Genomic DNA, 16,242 nt, shown 5'->3' with positions numbered 1-16,242 from the left:
AGACGCTGGCCGTTTTGGACGAGCGGTTGCGCAATGTTGTGGGCGAGTTCCAAGAGAGGTTTGCGGATCGCCTGACCAGGGGCTGCACCTGATGGCCAAGGTGTGTGGTTTTTGGGTTTTGGGTTGCCTTGTCGCCCTCTCGCTCCGTCAACTGCTCCAGGTTGGATTTACCGGTAAGCCGCCTCTGGGTTGGCTTCATGGCCGTAGAGATAGCTGAGAACCGAGTTGCGCAGGCGGTAGTACTGCGGATCTTCAAGAATCCGCTCGCGATCCCGAGGGCGCGGGAAGGGGATGGTCACGATCTGCCCGATGGTGGCTGCAGGGCCATTGGTCATCAGCACCAGGCGGTCGGCCAAAAACAGCGCCTCATCAATGTCGTGGGTAATCATCAAAACCGTGCAGCGATGTTCATCCCAAATGCGCAACAGCTCCTCTTGAAGCTCCTCTTTGGTAATGGCATCCAAGGCCCCGAAGGGTTCATCCAAAATCAGCACTTCTGGACGGATGGCCAACGCACGAGCAATGGCTACCCGCTGTTTCATCCCTCCCGAAATTTGCGAGGGATATTTCTGAGCGGCTTCCCCCAGCCCCACCAAATCCAAATGTTCTTCCACAATTCGATGCTTTTCCGACTGGCTCTTTTGGGGAAATACCGACCGAACGGCCAAATAAACATTTTCATAAACCGTGAGCCAAGGCAACAGGGCATACCCTTGAAACACTACCATGCGCTCCGGGCCAGGAGCTGTAATCGGCTGCCCTTTCAGCTTCACCGAGCCACTGGTGGGCTGGGCAAATCCGGAAACCATATTCAGCAGGGTGGTTTTGCCACAGCCGGAATGCCCAACCAGGCAGACAAACTCTCCCTCGTTCACACTGAGGTTGATATCTCGCAAGACGGGATAATCCCCCTTGGGAGTTGAGTAGGTCTTGCTGACATTCTCAAGGCTTAGGTAGGGTTCTGCGGCTACGTTCGCTGGGGTAGAGGTTGTCAAGAGGGCAGTCATCGTAGGGTGCTCCAACTCATGATTTTCTCACAACGGGGAATGTGCTTTTGCAAGGGCGCCCAAGTGGGTATCTAGAGCAACACAGGACGACGATCTAAGGCAACCTCGGCTACATAAATATCGTGCTTAATCGCCAAGCTGTTGAGGTAGGCCAGGGGATCCTCGCCATTAAAAGGGATCCCGTCGAACAACTGAATGGGCTGCCGCTGGTAAGACACATCCAGCCCCAGCTCGCGGGCTGCCGTACTGAATACCCCCACCTGACACACCCGCTCTACAATCTCCACCCAGTTGCGAGGGAAGGGCAGATCCCCCCAGCGGGCCATTTGGGTCATCATCCACAGATGCTCGGTGCGGCTGGGACGGTTGCCGGCTCCCAGAAAGAAGCGGTGGTGGGCATATTCCCGCATCGGCCTGTCCAAGTCACAGATTAGGCGCTGGGGATCCCCCAGATGAATGTAGGATGGGTCGGTGCTCAGGTAGGCGCGGCGGCTGAGCAGCTCGCGAATCTCGTCGTGATGGGCCGGATCTTCACAGTAGCGGCAGGCTTCCAACAGCGCTTTGACCAAGGCAATGTGGGTGTTGGGGTAGGCTCTGGCCCAATCTTCTCGCACCCCCAACACTTTGCCGGGATGGCCCAGCCAAATCTCCAGGTCTGTAGCCACCGTAAAGCCACTGCCCTCTAAGGCTGCCCGCAAATTCCAGGGCTCTCCCACACAGTAGCCATCGATGTTGCCGGCTGTCAGGTTGGCCACCATCTGGGCCGGAGGCAGCGTTTTCAGTACCACATCGTGATCCGGGTGGATCCCGCCGGCTGCCAGCCAATAGCGCAACAGCAAATTGTGCATAGAGCTGGGATGCACCACCCCAAAGGTAAGCCGACGGCTGGGACTATCCAGGATGTAAGCCTTCAACTGGCTGAGGGTGTGGATCCCTTGCTCATAGAACCGCTTGTGCAAGGTGATAGCATTGCCGTTGCGGGTCAAGGTGAGAGCCGTAACCACCGGCTGAGGCGGGTTATCCCCTCCACCCAAGGACATCCACACCGGCATACCGGCGGGCATTTGGGCCGCATCCAGATAACCTCCCTGAATGCCGTCTTGGATCCCTCGCCAACTGGTTTCCCGCACCAAATTCACTTCTTCCAAGCCGTGTTTGGCAAAGAACCCTTTTTCTTTGGCCACAGCCAACGGAGCGCAGGCAGTGAGGGGCACAAAGCCGATCTCCAAGTTGATCTTTTCCAAGCCATGCCTGGCCACCACAGTGCTGCGGCGAGCACGCCATTGCTTGATGCGTTTTTGTTGGTTCAAAAAGTAGATGATCTCGCTGCGGTAGCTGTAGTAGCTGGGATGGTTGACCACCTCCAGCCGACGGCGGGGCCGAGGAATATCAATGGTCAAAATGTTCCCAATTCGGGATCCCGGCCCATTGGTGAGCATGACCACACGATCTGACAGAAGAACCGCTTCGTCCACATCGTGGGTGACCATGAGAGTGGTCATCTGATGTTCTTCACAGATGCGCATTAACTGCTCTTGCAAGTTCCCGCGCGTGAGCGCATCCAAAGCGCCAAATGGCTCATCCAACAACAACACTTTGGGCCGCAAAGCCAGGGCACGGGCAATGGCCACCCGCTGCTTCATACCCCCGGACAATTGGGCTGGGAGCTTATCTGCTGCGTGGCGCAAGCCCACCAGATCAATGTGCTCTTCCACGATCTGCTGACGCTCGGCTGGAGAATGCTTTTTAAGAACGGCATTCACCGCTAGCGCAATGTTTTGCCGAACCGTTAGCCAAGGCAAAAGCGAGTAATGCTGAAACACCACCATGCGATCGGGGCCGGGAGCCGTAATGGTATGTCCATCCAAAGCTACGATCCCCCCTGTCGGCAAAGACAGACCCGCCACCATGTTTAACAGGGTGGATTTGCCACAGCCGGAGTGGCCGATTAAGGAGACAAACTCCCCTCGATGGATTTGCAGATCGATCCCTTTCAGAGCAAGGTATTCCTGCCCTCCGGGCAGAGCAAAAGATTTTTCCACCTGCTCCACACTGACCAATACAGACACAGAAAACCTCCCAACCTATCACCCGTCTAGCCTCAAACCAACCACATACTGACAACACATCCAACACATCATTGGTTGGCTATCTTGTTTTGCAAAACAGACATCAGGCGATCCAAAAGCAATCCCACCGCTCCGATGTAGATGACGGCAACGATGATCTCCGTAACGTAGTTCTGCTGGTAGGCATCCCAGATGAAAAAGCCGATCCCCGGCACACCCGACATCACAATCTCTGCGGCAATAATGGCCAGCCAAGATAGGCCAATACCAATGCGCAGACCTGTGAACATGTAGGGCAGGGCTGAGGGCAGCAACACCTTAAAAAAGAAGTCCACTTTGGAGAGCTTGAGCACTTTGGAGACGTTGATGTAGTCTTCCGGGATCTGTCTCACCCCCACAGCCGTGTTGATGAGAATGGGCCAAATTGAGGTGATAAAAATAACAAACAGGGCAGCCGGCTCATTGCGCTGCAAAGCAGCCAAGGAAATGGGCACCCAAGCTAAGGGAGCTACCATGCGCAAGAATTGAAAGATGGGATCCAAAGCTCGGTTGATCCACACACTGCTTCCCACCAAAATGCCCAACGTGATGCCCACCAAAGCGGCACTGCAATAGCCGATGGCCACCCTTTGTAGGCTGGCCAAGGTTTGGCGCAGCAGCCCTTGGTCGAGGTCGCTGTTGCGATACAAAGGATGCAGGATCAGATATCGGCTGCGCTCGTCCATCCACACATCCCAAGGCCCCGGCAGCCGAATTAGGTTGGCACTGGCCAAGATCTGCCAGATGAGCAGAAATCCAACAATACCCACCACAGGGGGGAGAATCTGATCTCGGTACTTCGCCAAATCGAACTTCGCCGTTGCAGATTTTGCCGGAGAAGAAAGTGTTGTCGTCATAGCTCCTGCAGAGGATAGGGTTTTACAAGGTTCTCTGGTGTTGCGCTTTTGGAACGCCCCGATCGAGGGGTTCTACACCGTGTTGGAGACAGAGCATGAGCTTGGATCGGCCTTGCCTTTTCCTTGGAGGGGCAAACACAGGGATTGCAAACTCAACAAAACTCTCACGACAATTAGAAAGCTCAGCGCCCCCACGGCTATCGAGAGAATGAGCTTGTCCCAGCGGGGCTGGGCCGGCCTCTCAAAAGGAGGATCCCTGAAGAGTTCGCGCGGAACGTGAAGTAGAGCCAACATAGCCGATCCTCAACATAGCATTCAAAGTTATTCAAAAAGTGCGAGGCTCATAGCATCCATCAACTTTCCATCGTTTGGGCAGAAAGCTCGGCACCGCTTTTTTCGACCTCGTGGGATCCCACAGGTAGGCAGGATCCCTGTCGCGCGAGAGATTCGAACAAGGAAATGGTAAGCCATGGACTTCCTGCGAAAGAAGGTGAGGAACTTGGCCCAATCAAGCTATTCAGCTAGACCCTTTTGATTTTCAGGCTGTTCAGGTAAGCCTGCGGATCCTGTGGGTCAAACACCACACCGTCAAAGAAACGCTCTGTTCCCCGCGAGGTGTTGTTGGGGATGTTCTTCACCCCCAGTGCCTGGGCGGCCTCACGCCAGAGATCTTCACGGTTCACTTCATCCACCAGACGACGGGCAGTATCCAGATCGGGAAGGAAGCGAGCGTGGAAGCCCCAACGCAAGGATTCCGTCAGGAACCAAAGGTCATGGCTCTTATAGGGGTAAGAGACGCTGCCCCGGCCATCTTCCCAGTACAAGGGCCCGGCATTGAAATCTTGAACAGCTGGCTTGCCGTCTCCCAATTCGTAGTTGCCTTGAAAGGGAGGGGTGAGAACTTTAACCGGCACATTCAGGTAGGCACGCCCTGAGAGAATGCGTGTCAGTTCTTCTCGGTTGGCCGGATCGTCGCACCATTGCTGCGCTTCCATCACCGCCATCAAAGTGGCTTGTGTGGCCCTGGGGTTTTGCTCTACCCAATCGGCGCGAATGGCCAAGTATTCTTCGGGGTGAAAGGGCCAAATCTGTTGGGTAAGGGCCGCCATAAACCCGATCCCATCAGCCACAATCCGGTAGGGCCAGGGATCCCCGGTGCTAAAAGCATCCATGGTGCCATTGCGCATTCCCTGCACCGTTTCGGCAGAGGGAACCGCCAACAGGTCGATGTCTTGATCCGGATCTACCCCCCCAGCAGCAAACCAGTAACGGATCCAAAAATCTTGATTGACGTTGGGGAAGGTATGAGCGGCCTTGAATTTGCGTCTGTTGCTGGCGCTGAAATTTTTGATGTAATCCGCGGCTCCCGAGATATCCAGCCCCAAACCCTTGCCAACATGCATTCCAGCAATGGCAATTCCGTTGCCTTGGGTGATCAACTGACACAGAACTGCCATGCGCACCGGCTGATTGTTGGTGATGGCGCCAATGTGGATCATGTGAGGCATCGGCATCTGCCACTGGCCACCGTCGATTCCCCCACCCGCTGAGCCAATAACCACATTGTCACGGGCTGCCGGCCAACTGGCCTGCTTCAACACCTCTACACCGGTCATGCCATGCTTGTCGAAAAAGCCCTTTTCCTTGGCGATGATCAGGGGGGCAGACTCCACAATCGGTATAAAGCCTAACCTGAGATTGGGGGTTTCTGGGCCGCTGGCCTGGGCAACCCAGTAGCCTGTGCTGGCCCGTGCTAAGCTGCCACTCACGAGTCCACCCACGGTGGACGCACCCGCAGACAGCAAAAAGTTACGACGTGACGTCATGCTCACCTCATCGAAAGGATATGTGAAGGCAAGATGGAAGCTTTCCGGTTCAAGTCGCCTGACCCATGGATTTCCTTCGTGAAATCTCAAGAAATCCTTAAATCTCAGCTTGGTTGATATCCTAAGGGCAAATAAATATAGAAACAATACAATTATTATTTTGGTAAGCATAGACTTCCGTTTATCATTGTTGCGATGGCTTAGGTCTCAATGGCGTTTCCTCCAACGGCGGCTTGCTCTGGGCAAAACAACTCAACAGATTGGGGATCCCTGCCCCATGCCGGCTACCACTGGGATGGCTGCACAGAGCGGTTTTTTGAGGGTTGGTATAGCCGGGTAACGTTGCCCGGGGATCCGCCCATCAGCTTTGCCTTCATGTACGCCATCGATCCCAAGCGCGGGGGCATGGCGCAGGTGTTGGGGCCGGAGGAGGAGTTGCATTGGCGCACCTTCCCCAATCCCCGCCGCTTTTGGGCCAGCTCAACCCATCTGGCCTTGGGGCACTCAGGGATCCCAGACCCTGGCTGTCGCGGCCTTCAGGATCCCTTCACCTTCTTCCAGCGCACCGCCAGCGGCTACCAATACACCGCCCACCTCAATCAGGGGATTTTGCCGGATCCCTTGGGCTCTGAGCCCATTCGCTGGCTTTACCGCATTCAGCCTCGTTTTGCCTATGGGATCCCACCCCGAGCCACCATGGGAGCCTGGTCTTATCTGCCCATCTTTGAGCCGGGCTGGCAGATCCTCATGAGCCATGGCTTGGCCACCGGCTGGGTGGAGTGGAGAGGCAGGCGCTATGCATTTCAGCAGGCTCCTGCCTATGCCGAAAAAAATTGGGGCCAAAACTTTCCTCGCCGCTGGTTTTGGATCCAGTGCAACGCCTTTCCCCAACATCCCGGCCTTAGCCTCACCTGTGCCGGAGCTGAGCGGCAGGTGCTCACCCGCCCCGAGGAAGTGGCCCTGATCAGCTTGCATGGATGGGGATCCCAGCCCTTTTTGGAATGGCGACCCGGATCCGCTCGGCTGACCTGGCAAGTGGATCCCTGGGGATCCTGGCGAATCTGGGGAGAAAGTGCCCTCTGGTGTATTCAGCTAGAAGGGCACACGCGGCGGCCTGGCCAAACTGTATTCGCCCCTGGCCCAGAAGGGATGCAGCGCAACTGTCGGGATACCCTGGCAGGACATCTGCACCTGCAGCTTTGGCAGCGCAACGGCCAAGTCTGGACGCCGGTGATCAAGGCCACCAGCCCCCAAGCCGGCCTGGAAGTGGGGGGAGAAGTTCCGCGACCTTGGCAAGGGCAATGTTAACGCTGGCGGATATCTACACCCCCGTTGGACTTTCCAAAAAACGCTCTTGTGCTAGAATGCCTAAGCCACATTGATAGATGTCCATCTCTGTCTCTGGATAGTACTGGATAGTATCTGAGTAACTATGGACAGATAGTATGGACAGACAGTCAACCGTGGTTGGCCCGCCCCTTTTGCGCCTGTAGCTCAGTGGACTAGAGCACGTGGCTACGGACCACGGTGTCGGGAGTTCAAATCTCTCCAGGCGCGTTTTGGCCCCAGACAGCTTCCGTCTGGGGTATTTACCGTCCCTTGGTTTCGCCAGAACTTGTGCTAGGATTACCCCTATCAAGTCCGCCTTGATGCAGGCGTAGGGAGCCCGAGGATCATGTTTGAACGCTTTACAGAAAAAGCCATCAAGGTGATCATGCTGGCCCAAGAAGAAGCCAGACGGTTAGGTCACAATTTCGTTGGCACCGAGCAAATTTTGTTGGGGTTAATCGGCGAGGGCACTGGGGTCGCCGCCAAAGTTCTCAAGTCCATGGGAGTGAACTTGAAGGACGCCCGCATTGAAGTCGAGAAAATTATCGGTCGGGGATCCGGTTTTGTGGCCGTCGAGATCCCTTTCACTCCCCGCGCCAAGCGAGTGCTGGAACTCTCTCTAGAAGAGGCCCGCCAGCTCGGCCACAACTACATCGGCACTGAGCACCTGCTCCTGGGCCTAATCCGAGAAGGGGAAGGGGTGGCAGCCCGCGTTTTGGAAAACCTGGGGGTGGATCTCTCCAAGGTGCGCACCCAGGTGATCCGCATGTTGGGCGAGACCGCCGAAGTGACGGCAGGGGGGGGATCCTCCAGTCGCACCAAAACGCCCACCCTGGACGAATTCGGCTCCAACCTAACTCAACTGGCCCAGGAGGGCAAGCTGGATCCGGTGGTCGGTCGGACGCGGGAGATCGAGCGGGTGATCCAGATCTTGGGCCGCCGCACCAAGAACAACCCCGTCCTCATTGGCGAGCCAGGGGTGGGCAAAACTGCCATTGCCGAAGGCTTGGCCCAGCGCATTGTGCAGGGGGATGTGCCGGATATTTTGGCCGACAAGCGGGTGATCAGCCTGGATATTGGTTTGCTGGTGGCCGGCACCAAGTACCGCGGCGAGTTTGAAGAGCGCCTCAAGAAAATCATGGATGAGATCCGCAATGCCGGCAACATCATCCTGGTCATCGACGAGGTGCATACCCTGATCGGGGCCGGGGCTGCGGAAGGGGCGATTGATGCCGCCAACATCCTCAAGCCTGCTTTGGCCCGCGGCGAGCTGCAGTGCATCGGCGCCACCACCCTGGATGAGTACCGCAAGCACATCGAGCGGGATGCTGCTCTGGAGCGCCGCTTCCAGCCCATCATGGTGGGCGAGCCGACAGTCTCCGAGACGATCGAGATCCTGTTTGGCCTGCGGGAGCGCTACGAGCAGCACCACAAGCTGAAGATCTCCGATGCCGCCTTGGATGCGGCAGCCAAGCTGGCCGACCAGTACATCTCCGACCGGTTCCTGCCGGATAAGGCCATCGATTTGATCGACGAGGCTGCTTCGCGGGTGCGCCTGATCAACTCTCAACTGCCCCCGGCGGCCCGGGAGCTGGATCAAGAGTTGCGGCGAGTGCTCAAGGAGAAAGACGCTGCGGTGCGGGCCCAGAACTTCGACAAGGCTGGTGAGCTGCGGGATCGGGAGATGGAGATCAAGCAGCAGATCCGCGCCATTGCCGCTGCCAAAAAAGCCGAGGAGAGCAGCCGCAGCGAAATGCCTGAGGTAACCGAAGAGGACGTGGCCCAAGTGGTCAGCGCCTGGACGGGGGTGCCGGTGGCCAAGCTGACGGAAAGCGAGTCGGTGAAGCTGCTGAACATGGAAGAAACCCTGCACCAGCGCATCATCGGCCAAGACGAAGCGGTGCGGGCCATCTCCCGGGCCATCCGCCGCGCTCGGGTGGGGCTGAAAAATCCCAACCGTCCCATCGCCAGCTTCATCTTCTCCGGCCCAACAGGGGTGGGCAAAACCGAGCTGACCAAGGCTTTGGCAGCCTACTTCTTCGGCTCCGAGTCAGCCATGATCCGCCTCGACATGTCGGAATACATGGAGCGGCACACGGTCAGCAAGCTGATCGGATCCCCGCCGGGGTATGTGGGCTACAACGAGGGAGGTCAGCTCACCGAGGCGGTACGCCGTCGCCCCTACACGGTGGTGCTTTTCGATGAGATCGAGAAGGCGCACCCGGATGTGTTTAACCTATTGCTGCAAATCCTGGAGGATGGCCGCCTGACCGATGCCAAAGGCCGCACGGTGGACTTCAAGAACACCCTGATCGTGATGACCTCTAACATCGGCTCGAAGGTCATCGAGAAGGGCGGCGGCAGCCTCGGCTTCGAGTTCAACACCAACGACGAGGATGCCAACTACAACCGCATCCGCAACCTGGTGAATGAGGAGCTGAAGCAGTACTTCCGTCCGGAGTTCCTCAACCGCGTGGACGAGATCATCGTCTTCCGGCAACTGACCAAGGATGAGGTGAAGCAGATTGCCGACATCCTGCTCAAGGAAGTGTTTGACCGCATGACGGAGAAGAAAATCCGCCTCTCGGTTAGCGATCGCTTCAAAGACTTGGTGGTGGAGGAGGGGTATAACCCCAGCTACGGGGCACGCCCGCTGCGCCGCGCCATCCAACGCTTGCTGGAAGACATCCTGGCGGAAGAGATCCTGACTGGGCATGTCCGGGAGGGATCGGAGGTGCTCATCGATGTGGATGAGGAGCGCAAGCCCAAGGTGTTGGTCACGGAGCCGGAGCGGGTTCTCTTGCCTCAAGGGGCGGAGTAAAGCTGGCTTTGAGAGGTCCTCAGACTGCAAGGGATCCGTTGGGATGCTGCGGATCCCTTGTGGTCCTCAAGTGTTGTTTTTCAGTTGAACAGACCCAGGCGTAGGAGATCTCTGGCATGGTGCAATCGACCTACTACTACTATGGCGGCGCTCCGGTTCGTACCCCACCCCCAGATTTGGCTTCGCTGCTGCTGCAGGAGCGCATTGTCTACCTGGGCTTGCCCCTTGCAGAGGAGTCGAATGCCAACGTCACCAAGCTGATCATCGAGCAACTGCTGTATCTGCAGTACGAGGATCGGGAAAAGCCGATCAAGATGTACATCAACTCGACGGGCACCTATAACTACGACACAGCGGCCTTTGCCATTCTGGACACCATGAACTACATCAAGCCGCCTGTGCATACTATCTGCATCGGCAATGCCATTGGGATGGCGGCCATGTTATTGGCAGCAGGAGCCAAAGGATTTCGGGCCAGTCTGCCCAATGCCACGATCGTGCTCCACCAGCCCTATGGGGGCACCCGTGGACAGGCCAGCGACATCGAAATTCGCACCCGCGAGATTCTGACTTTGCGCAACATGATGCTGGAGCAACTGTCCCGCAGCACGGGCCAGCCTATGGAGCGCATCAAGAAGGACACGGAGCGGCTATTTTTCATGACACCAGAGGAAGCCAAAGCCTACGGCCTCATCGATCAGGTGCTGACCAGTTCCAAAGGCGTGCCGAGGTTGGCAGCAGCCAAAAACTAAAGCAGAGGGATCTGTCCATGGTTCAAGTTCCCGTACAGCCTTTAACGGCGGAGGAGTACCTCCACCTCACGGACTGGCCTTATGGAGGACGGATTGAACTTGAAGACGGGTCTATTCGGGAAGTGCCAACCGAGGAGCGCATCAACACCCTCATTGAGCTGTTTCTGATTGCGGAATTGCTCAAGTTTTTGCCCATCCAACGCCTGAGCTTGGGCCAAGTTGAGGTCGAAGTGCCCGCAGCCAAGGCTCGGTTTCGCAACCCAGATGTGATGGTTTTGCATCCCGCTATGTGAGCTTGCTGGGAAACGGTCGCGGAACCATTGGGCTGCCCATGCCCCCGCCGCTGCTGGTGGAGGAGGTGGTTTGCCCCGGAGTGGACCATGAAAAACGCGATGATCAAGACAAGCGCAAAGATTATGCTGCCCGTGGGATCCCGGAATACTGGATTGTGGATCCAGCCAAGCAGTCCGTTTCCGCGGTGCGCTGGGTTGGCGGAGAATACGAAGGCGAGGTCAAAACTGGATCTGGACGCATTGTTTCCTCGGTTTTGCCCCAGCTGGATTTGAGCGCGGAAGATATCTTACAAGCGCGTCGTTCTGTGTTTCATACTTTGCCAGGAGAAACTTATGCCGATTGGAGTGCCTCGGGTTCCCTACCGTTTGCCCGGCGAGCCCTATAGCCAGTGGATTAGCCTTGACGATCGCCTGTACCAAGAGCGGATTTTGTTTATCGGCGAGCCCATTGACGATAGCTTGGCCAATACCATCGTGGGGGTGATGCTCTACCTCAACTCGCAGGATCCGCAAAAGGACATTGTGATGTACATCAATTCTCCCGGTGGCTCTGTGACGGCGGGCATGGCCATCTACGACACCATGAACCACATCAAGCCAGATATCGTTACGGTTTGCGTGGGCCAAGCAGCTTCAATGGGAGCCTTTTTGTTGGCTGCTGGCACCAAGGGCAAGCGGTTTGCCCTGCCCCACTCCCGCATCATGCTGCACCAGCCTTCGCTGGGCACGATCCAAGGCCAAGCCAGCGACATTGAAATTCGCGCCCGCGAAACTCTGCGAGTCAAACGACGCATGAACGAGACCTTGGCACAAACCACCGGCCAGCCGCTGGAGAAAATCGAGCGGGATGTGGAGCGAGACTTTTACCTCTCGGCCACAGAAGCTCAGGCATACGGCATAGTAGACCGGGTGATCCAGGAGCGCTCAGAAGCAATCGCCAGCTAGGATGGCTGGATCCAAAAAATAGCCTGGGCAAGCTCCTGAGTCGGATGTTGAAGAATTGAACCCGCGAGGAATACACCTGGGATCCTTTCATGATCTCACCGTGCCGGTTCTGCGGTGCCGAGAGACGGGCTGAGGTCTTTGGGGTGGCTAGGATTAGGGTGGAGTTAGCCGGGAGATCCGACCAGGTGAACCGACAGCATTGGGCCAGAAGGAGCGGTGGATGGGCCAGTCTGCTGGTGTTCCTGCTGTATCCCCCAGATCAGGCTTTGGCTCTGCCCCCCGCTTCTGAGATCCCTGAGGAGGTGCTGCGGGCCCAGCCCGACTTGCGGGCTCGCTCTCCGGTCGATAATCAGCCCCTCGCCGCCGCCGAGGCTCTGGAACTCCAGGAAGCCTTGGCAGCTCGGCCCGAAACCGGATCCGTCTCCCCCGAGGTGGAACGGCTGATCTTTTTGCTCAGGCTGCGCAAAGGATTTCGAGATCTGTTGCCTTTTTTGTTCCCCTGACTGTTTTCTGGCCCTCACCCCCTGTCCCTCTCTCCCCAAGGGCGAGGGGAAGAGGCCGGTGGGATCCCTTTTTGGTAACGGTAGGGTCCGGCGCGGGATCCCCAGGTTTGTTGGCCAGTGGCGGCGTCAAAGCCCCGATCCCAGGTGATGAATTCGCTGGGGGTGAGGTCGAACTCGATGTGGATATAGGTGCTATCCCCGGGGTTCAGACGACATTCTCCACCTGGCAGCATTTCGCCGTGGTAGCAGTCTGGGCGCTTTTCCACCAAAATGCGACAACCGGGCAAATGCTCCAGGTCGGCCAAGGAGAGCTGCGCCAAGCGCTGCGGATCCTGAGAGGCACCTGCCCAAGCTGCTTGATCCCGCAATTTGTAGTTCTCGATCCGCAAGGGATCCCCCAATACCTGGAGCACCCGGCTGCGATAAAACTGGCCCGGCGTGTGCTGGTTAAATTGCTCGGTAAAAAAGCCGATCCCCTCCGAGAACAGGTGGGGAAGGCGCACGTACCAAAGGCTGACCGGCACAAACCACACCGGCTCTGCCATCGCCTGGGTGCGGTTGCTGTAGTAGCCCTCCAGCCAGTTGGCCAGGGTGTGCAAGTCGGAAGCGGATTTTTCGTCTACCATAGGGAGCTATGACAAAACTTACCCCCAGCTCTAGCTATAGCATTGCCCTGCGCATTCGCCTGCTCAACCAGCCGGGAGCCCTAGCCCGCGTCACCCAGGCCATTGCGGAAGTGGGAGGCAGCCTCAGCCAGATCGATCTCATCCACCAATCGGCAGCAGAAACGGTGCGAGAAATCTGTGTAGATGCCGTCAGCAGCGAGCATGCTCAGCAAATTTACGCCGCCGTTGCCTCCTTGGCCAATGTGAAGGTGGAGCGGGCGGTGGACCGCACCTTTGAGCTGCACCGCGGGGGAAAGCTGCAGGTGGTGGCCAAAAGCCCCCTGGAGAGCGCCGCCGATCTGGCCATGGCCTACACGCCGGGGGTGGGGCGGGTTTCCCTAGAAATTGCTGCCAACCCCGCCGCGGTCTATGAGTACACCATCAAGGGCAACAGTGTAGGCATTGTAACCGATGGCAGTGCGGTGCTGGGCTTGGGGAATGTCGGCCCGGAGGCAGCTTTGCCGGTGATGGAGGGGAAGGCGGCGCTGTTCAAGCGCTTTGCCGATATCGATGCCTTTCCTCTGTGCCTGGCCACTCAGGAGGTGGGGGAAATTGTGGAGACGGTGGTGCGCCTGGCGCCGGGATTTGGCGGCTTTAACCTGGAAGACATCAGCGCCCCTCGCTGCTTTGCCATTGAGTCTCAGCTCAAGGCCCGCCTCAACCTGCCGGTGTTTCACGACGATCAGCACGGCACCGCCATTGTGGTGCTGGCGGCGCTGCTGAATGCCCTGAAAGTGGTGAAAAAGAGCCTAGACGAGGTGCGCATTGTCCTCAACGGGGCCGGGGCAGCCGGCATTGCCGTGACGCAACTGCTGCGGCGGGCCGGGGCAGCCCACATCCTGGTCTGCGACCGCCAAGGGATCCTCAGCCGCTCCCGTTCCGATCTCACCCCCGAGAAGGCGGCCATTGCCGTCGAGGAGAAGGGATCCCTGGCGGAAGCCTTGGTGGGAGCGGATGTGTTTATTGGGGTGAGCGTGGCCAATGCCCTGACAGTGGAGATGGTAGAAAAAATGGCACCGGATCCCATCGTCTTTGCCCTGGCCAACCCGGTGCCCGAGATCCAGCCGGAGCTGGTGGGCAATCGGGTGGCAGTGATGGCCACGGGCCGCAGCGACTACCCCAACCAAATCAACAACGTGCTGGCCTTTCCGGGCGTGTTTCGCGGCGCCCTCGACTGCCGCGCCAAGCAGATCAACACCGAGATGTGCCTGGCTGCCGCTCAAGCCATTGCTGCCTTGATCCCTGCCGAAGAGTTGGATCCCCAGTGGATCATCCCCTCGGTCTTCGACGGGCGGGTGGTTCCTCAGGTGGCCGCTGCGGTAATCCAGGCTGCCCGCCAAACCGGCGTGGCCGGGATCCCTTGAGGGCTACCTAGGGCACCAGGTGACAAGCCACAAAATGCCCCGCGCTCACCTCGCGAAAGGCCGGGGGTGGATCTTGGCCTGTTCCTTCCCTGGGGGGAACTCACACCAGACGACCCAAGCGCTCCCGCAACTCAGCGGCGGCCTGCTCCAGGTGCTCAGGGGTGTAACCGGTGGTCTCTACCCTGACAGCAAGGTGGGTGTCCTGGCTCTGGTGGAGATGGATCCACAAGATGTGGCGGCCGTCCTCTGTTTTGCGGTTTGCAGCTTTGACGCTGTTTTTGGGGGCAGAGTAAGCGTGCGGGTCGTAGCGGACCAGATCCACCCAGGGAATGTCTCGCAGGAGTTTTTCCACCTTGACCCAGCTGCGAGGACGGTGGTGGCTGCTGTCGACCTGCAGCTGGATGACTTCGGAGCGAGGTCGGCCTGAAAAGGACTCCGTCCCGCTGGCGCGATCGGGAAGACCTGCCCGAGGGATCCGGGGCTGAACTTCCGGCTGTAGGTAGGGCAGGTAGACCAAAGACTTGTATTGCTCATGGATGTAGCAAACTGGGATCCCCAATTGGCTGCCCACCACAGCCATGATCATGGCTTGGGCTTTGAACCCACCGGTGGCGGCAAAGGTGACGATCCCCTTGGCGCTCTCTGCCAACTGTTTCAACAGCTCGGCCATCCGCTCCAGAGAGGATCCCTCTAGCTCGTAGTCGATGCCGGGAAGGGGCACCAGAGAAACCTGTTGTTGGCCCAGTTCTCTTTCAAAGAAGAGCTTCAAAATCCGGGCACACTCCAGCCCATGGGGGGTTGCGGAGTGCAGCAGAACCAAAGCATCGCCGGGGGTGGGATCCAGGCGGTAGTAGGTGTTGGTTAAGGACTCCGTCCCGCTGGCGCGATCGGCGCTGATCAGCTCCAGATCGGTTCTTTTCATCCAGGCCAGCGCTTGCTCCGGATCCCCGATGGTTTTTTGTCCCACCCAGGGGCGCTGCGGCTGCAGGTCTTTGTCAAGGTTGGTGAGCAAGGAGGTGCCCACAGTCATGATGATGGTCTGCATGATAGGCGGTTAACTCAAATTTTTCGAGAGCTCTGTCTTGCTTTGCGCCCAGAGCAGCTGGACTTTGCCGATTCTGCTATCTTCTCTGATCGCGCCAGCGGGACGGAGTCCTTTATCTTCTCTAAGGCCCAGAACCTTCACCTCTACCTCTTGCTCCACCGAGAGGGAGGGTTCCCTTGGGGTGAGCTTGATGTCGGAGCCCGAAATCTGGAAAGTAACTTCGTTGCCCTTGATGTTGGTGATGGTGGCCTTCAGTTTTTGACCAATCTGGAAGCAGGCTTGGCGGGCCCGCTGTTGGGTCTAGTCTTGTGGGTATTGGTTGTTTTGCTGTGGTCTGTCCTGCTGGGGCTCGTTTGCCGCGCCTTGGGGAACGGCGTCCCTGCGACCAGAGTGGCTGTTGGGCTGGGATCCCTGGTGTGGCGGAGTCTCGCCAGCAGGCATCCCCCCATTCCCGTAGTAGCGGGCCATGCCTAGCCCAGGATCTGCAGCACCTCTGCCGGCCTGTCCTGTAGGGCTACATCTTCAGAGACTACCGCAAGTGGAACATTCATACTGAACAGTATCTGCGCGACCTTTGCTTCGAGACTGTTGAAGAATCTAATCACATCAAAATTCGGTTTTATGGAGATCCGCGCTATCAAATCGTTATGGCTAAAACTCCTGGCGACTGGAGGGCTGGCCGCAATATTTCAAGGACTCCGTCCCGCTAACGCGATCGGGATATTCG

The 16,242-nt window shown here is 57.7% G+C and carries 14 protein-coding genes and 1 tRNA gene; 9 read left to right on the top strand and 6 right to left on the bottom strand.

The genetic code is table 11. From position 1 onward, the window contains the following. Positions 1-167: 167 nt before the first annotated feature. The 4 genes from ACVWZG_RS05500 to ACVWZG_RS05485 form a co-directional block, all read right to left on the bottom strand. Positions 168-1,007, bottom strand: a complete 840-nt coding sequence (locus ACVWZG_RS05500) for a nitrate ABC transporter ATP-binding protein (protein ID WP_414344143.1) — start codon at positions 1,005-1,007, stop codon at positions 168-170. A gap of 71 nt (positions 1,008-1,078) precedes the next feature. Next, a complete protein-coding gene (locus ACVWZG_RS05495) occupies positions 1,079-3,076 on the bottom strand; it encodes a nitrate ABC transporter ATP-binding protein (protein WP_457405310.1) in 1,998 nt (665 codons plus the stop codon). Between the two features lie 68 nt (positions 3,077-3,144). Beyond that, positions 3,145-3,972, bottom strand: a complete 828-nt coding sequence (gene ntrB / locus ACVWZG_RS05490) for a nitrate ABC transporter permease (RefSeq protein ID WP_011432252.1) — start codon at positions 3,970-3,972, stop codon at positions 3,145-3,147. Positions 3,973-4,493: 521 nt separating this feature from the next. Continuing rightward, positions 4,494-5,804 carry a CmpA/NrtA family ABC transporter substrate-binding protein gene (locus ACVWZG_RS05485; RefSeq protein WP_457405309.1) on the bottom strand — a complete coding sequence of 437 codons (1,311 nt, stop codon included), beginning with the start codon at positions 5,802-5,804 and terminating at the stop codon, positions 4,494-4,496. Between the two features lie 204 nt (positions 5,805-6,008). On the opposite strand from ACVWZG_RS05485, the gene ACVWZG_RS05480 reads away from it, so the two are divergent. From ACVWZG_RS05480 to ACVWZG_RS05445, 8 genes are all read left to right on the top strand, one after another. Beyond that, entirely contained in the window at positions 6,009-7,106 is a 1,098-nt protein-coding gene (locus ACVWZG_RS05480) for a tocopherol cyclase family protein (protein WP_457405307.1), read from the top strand. Between the two features lie 175 nt (positions 7,107-7,281). Next, positions 7,282-7,355 (top strand) — tRNA-Arg (locus ACVWZG_RS05475). 118 nt (positions 7,356-7,473) lie between these two features. Continuing rightward, a complete protein-coding gene (locus tag ACVWZG_RS05470) occupies positions 7,474-9,948 on the top strand; it encodes an ATP-dependent Clp protease ATP-binding subunit (RefSeq protein WP_414522435.1) in 2,475 nt (824 codons plus the stop codon). A gap of 116 nt (positions 9,949-10,064) precedes the next feature. After that, entirely contained in the window at positions 10,065-10,700 is a 636-nt protein-coding gene (locus ACVWZG_RS05465; RefSeq protein WP_457405305.1) for an ATP-dependent Clp protease proteolytic subunit, read from the top strand. Between the two features lie 17 nt (positions 10,701-10,717). Then, on the top strand, positions 10,718-10,993 hold the full coding sequence (locus tag ACVWZG_RS05460) for a hypothetical protein (RefSeq protein WP_457405304.1): 276 nt from the start codon (positions 10,718-10,720) through the stop codon (positions 10,991-10,993). Beyond that, positions 10,990-11,379 carry a Uma2 family endonuclease gene (locus ACVWZG_RS05455; RefSeq protein ID WP_414328713.1) on the top strand — a complete coding sequence of 130 codons (390 nt, stop codon included), beginning with the start codon at positions 10,990-10,992 and terminating at the stop codon, positions 11,377-11,379. The genes ACVWZG_RS05460 and ACVWZG_RS05455 overlap by 4 nt, the downstream gene beginning before the upstream one ends. Beyond that, positions 11,327-11,938 (top strand): ATP-dependent Clp protease proteolytic subunit, encoded by a 612-nt coding sequence (locus tag ACVWZG_RS05450; protein WP_457405300.1) that lies wholly within the window; start codon positions 11,327-11,329, stop codon positions 11,936-11,938. Before ACVWZG_RS05455 ends, ACVWZG_RS05450 begins: the two co-directional genes overlap by 53 nt. 185 nt (positions 11,939-12,123) lie before the next feature. After that, positions 12,124-12,441: a hypothetical protein gene (locus ACVWZG_RS05445; protein ID WP_457396945.1), complete on the top strand. Its 318-nt coding sequence runs from the start codon at positions 12,124-12,126 to the stop codon at positions 12,439-12,441. A gap of 14 nt (positions 12,442-12,455) precedes the next feature. On the opposite strand, the gene ACVWZG_RS05440 is transcribed toward ACVWZG_RS05445, so the two are convergent. Further along, entirely contained in the window at positions 12,456-13,067 is a 612-nt protein-coding gene (locus ACVWZG_RS05440; protein WP_414400142.1) for a chromophore lyase CpcT/CpeT, read from the bottom strand. A gap of 8 nt (positions 13,068-13,075) precedes the next feature. On the opposite strand from ACVWZG_RS05440, the gene ACVWZG_RS05435 reads away from it, so the two are divergent. Next, the gene (locus ACVWZG_RS05435; RefSeq protein ID WP_414350856.1) at positions 13,076-14,470 is read left to right on the top strand and encodes a malic enzyme-like NAD(P)-binding protein; all 1,395 of its coding nucleotides are present in this window, start codon (positions 13,076-13,078) and stop codon (positions 14,468-14,470) included. A gap of 100 nt (positions 14,471-14,570) precedes the next feature. On the opposite strand, the gene ACVWZG_RS05430 is transcribed toward ACVWZG_RS05435, so the two are convergent. Next, entirely contained in the window at positions 14,571-15,515 is a 945-nt protein-coding gene (locus tag ACVWZG_RS05430) for a putative CRISPR-associated protein (protein ID WP_414344159.1), read from the bottom strand. Positions 15,516-16,242: the final 727 nt, after the last annotated feature.

It is taken from the genome of Thermostichus sp. OS-CIW-33, assembly GCF_054059615.1.
This window is presented reverse-complemented; position numbering and strand designations above follow the sequence as displayed.